At 44.6% G+C, this 2,699-nt stretch carries 1 protein-coding gene; it reads right to left on the minus strand.

Features of this window, described 5'->3' with window-relative positions:
- A partial coding sequence (locus D9742_RS21515) for an autotransporter outer membrane beta-barrel domain-containing protein (protein WP_240780513.1) occupies window positions 1-2,163 on the minus strand: 2,163 nt, incomplete at its 3' end.
- Window positions 2,164-2,699 lie beyond the last annotated feature (536 nt).

A 2,699-nucleotide genomic window follows, 5' to 3' on the forward strand; every position in this document is an offset into this window, starting at 1 on the left:
GGTGATACCGTCAGAGTGATACTTTTCACTGGGCAGATACTCGCCGGAGACGGTGTTATCAAACCAGTTATAGAGCAACCAGCTGTCAACATAAGTTCCGGTTTTGTCTGCTTCATTTGCGTACCATGTGCCATATACACCCACGCTGTAGCCGTCGATTTGCCCACGCGAGTTGTACCCGGTCAGGCTGGAATGTGTGTGACTCTTGCTGTTGGCATAGCCAGCCATTAAGCCGAGATGCCAGCGATCGAGTGCGTTACTGCTCCATTGCGCGAGATCGCCGCCCAGTTGCAGAACATAACGATTGCTCTGGGTGTTCAGTTCATCCGAGCGATCCTTAAAGCGGTTATGCCCGCCAATGTTACGCATCCACAAGCTGGTCACTTTCTGCTCGCCGGTTAGCAGGTCGGTATATTGTGTTTCCCCCAGACGGTCATGCAGTCGGGTATTAAACAGCGTATTTGCAGCCTGAATATTGGCCAGATAGCTACCAATTTCCGGGCGATACAGATGTTTTCGTTCTGGTTGTGGAACAGATGGCGTAACAGGCGGCTCCGGTGTCACAGGTGGCTCCGCTGTTACAGGAGGTTCAGGTGTTACAGGGGGTTCAGGATCTGGTTCCGGGATGACGGGCAGTACCGGAGGGGTATACGGTCCTGCGGGAATTTCACTGGTTAAAAACCAGTTCTGATTGTCGCTTTTTACCACGTTGTAGTCATAGGGACCGGCAACAATACGCCCCTCTTTACTGAAAATGCCCTCTGACAGGCCTTCAACCTCGACAATTTTTATCCCTTCCAGGGTTTCCGCGCCCAGACCACCTGCATTGTTGACCATGATGCGGGTACTACCGGAAGTATCCCCTTTTACGATGAGCTTATCCGTTGCGGAATTATCATCACCTAATACAGTATGCATGACTAACAGGCCATCATCGGCGGTGTAGTTGCCGTTAATGGTCAGTGTTGTTGGCGCGAATTCACGGACCTTATCGGACGAAGACAGCATCGCCGTACCAGTCAGTGCCAGCGTATTTAACGTTTGTGAATAACCGTTTAAATCGAGATGTCCACCGCTGTCGACAATATAATCGGAGTTGGGGCTGAAGGTATTCTCTTTACCTGCGCGCAGACTGCCTTTGGTTATATTGGTATCACCAGCATAGCTATTCGAACCAGATAATGTTGTCGTTCCTGAGCCAACCTGGTTAACCTGGCCGTTTCCCTGAACATCGGAGGCCAGCAGAAAATCGGTACTGGAGTGATTAAAGTTAACTACCGACGTGGAGGAAGCATCCGCTGCGCCTAAATGGATAAATGGCGTATTAATCGAACCTGCAGGCTGTTCCGCCTCACCCTGCGCACCACCAATATTTATAATGCCTGTTGCGCCAGGAGCGACGGTCACCAGGATAGACGAATTTGAATTAATGGTTGCATCGTTGCTAACAGTGAGGATGCCGGTAGCCGTAACCGGAACATCAGGGCTAAATCCGCCAAGATAAATAGATTCGGCATTCAATATTGAATTTTTACCGTCAACCAGAACATCTCCATAACTATTGAGATTTTCTGATATACCATTGACTGGCGCAGCATATCCTATATTGAGTTGAGCTAAGGAAGTGAGTGTACCGCCATTCGTAATATGCAGGCTACCTGTCCCCTGATTGCCAACATTAGTAATGTTAGAGGTAACTGACGAGTTTTCCCCATCAATAAACATCATCCCTTTGGCATCACCATAAAAGTCACCAATCTTTAGTTGCTGCATGCCACTTATCTTACTGCCTTCTAACACATATATGGTGCCGGTACCATCCCTTACACCCACCTCCATCCTGAAATTAAGCTGCCAGTTGGTATGGTTTAATAAAGTGATGGAACCTTCAGAATTACTACCTATGATAGAGTATGTGGTAATAATTGACATATTATCAAGGAGAGCGTAGCCATTAGAGTTTTCGCCCGCAATCAAAAAAGCAAACTGCTTCCATTTGGGATTGTAACCCTCTGAAGCAATGAGTTTTAATTCTTCATTATTATTGACGACAACTCTACTATTTAGATTTGAGGGAGGGTCAACGGCCAGAGATACTGGTGTGTATAATATTGTTGAAATGGCTATAGCCAGAGTTGATAAAGCATGTTTTGTTAACTTCATATCACTCACCTTCATCCTTAAATATAAATAGCGAGATGTGTTTTATTGCGCTGTTTTCTTCCTGAAGCCTTGTAAGGCGTATGTATACAAGTTATATGATAATATCTGTAATGTCGCCAGTTAGAATCTTTTTCAAGTGCTTGGTGTTCATTATTTTTTTATGCGTTTGTGGTTTGCAAGTGATGTCAATGCATTTTTTTATCGTCCTTAAATAAAATAACAATGAATTATCCGAATATTTCTGTAAATGGAAATACAGAAAACCTATAAGAATTATGTTTATTTTTTTATTTTGTTCGGAAAAATAGCAGGGGTTATGTGGGTTTTGCATTGATTTGTGGGTGGGTTGGATATTTCAGATTTTTGTGAAAAATATTTAAGTATATGGCGTGCAAAGGGTCCATAGTGATTTCATCCATAAATAAGCTGAATTAACTTCATCATATTTATAGTAAAAATGACTGAATGCGAGCGCGATCACAAAGACCAGGGTTCGAAAAAGAGTGCCACCCGTACGTGACAGGTGGCAAAGTGGC

Source organism: Escherichia sp. E1V33, from assembly GCF_004211955.1.
Lineage (GTDB): Bacteria > Pseudomonadota > Gammaproteobacteria > Enterobacterales > Enterobacteriaceae > Escherichia.